General features: G+C 53.6%; 1 protein-coding gene. It reads left to right on the top strand.

The features are described from left to right. Positions 1–278, top strand: a 278-nt coding sequence (locus PA598K_RS37500; RefSeq protein ID WP_221414204.1) for a hypothetical protein, incomplete at both ends; no start/stop codon positions are given.

Here is a 278-nt window from a genome sequence, read left to right as displayed (position 1 = left end):
GCTCTGGCGACTCCAGAAGCACAGCTGAATGAAGAGGGTGTGCTGAGCTGGGATGAAGTTAACCATGCAGACAACTACAAAGTAACAATCGAAGTCGAAGGCCAAGAGCCACGTGTCATTGTAGTGGATGAAGGAACGGAGCTGGATCTGTCCGGTTTGGAGCCAGCATTGACACCAGGCACGTACAGCGTGACGGTCGTTGCGAAGTCGAACAGCCCGTTGTACACGGAATCCGATCCGTCGGAAGAAGTGACGTACGAAGTCCCAGTCCCTGTTGT

Source organism: Paenibacillus sp. 598K, assembly GCF_003851045.1.
GTDB lineage: Bacteria > Bacillota > Bacilli > Paenibacillales > Paenibacillaceae > Paenibacillus_D.
Note: the sequence above shows the minus strand (reverse complement) of the source record. Positions and strands in the feature narration are given on the sequence as shown.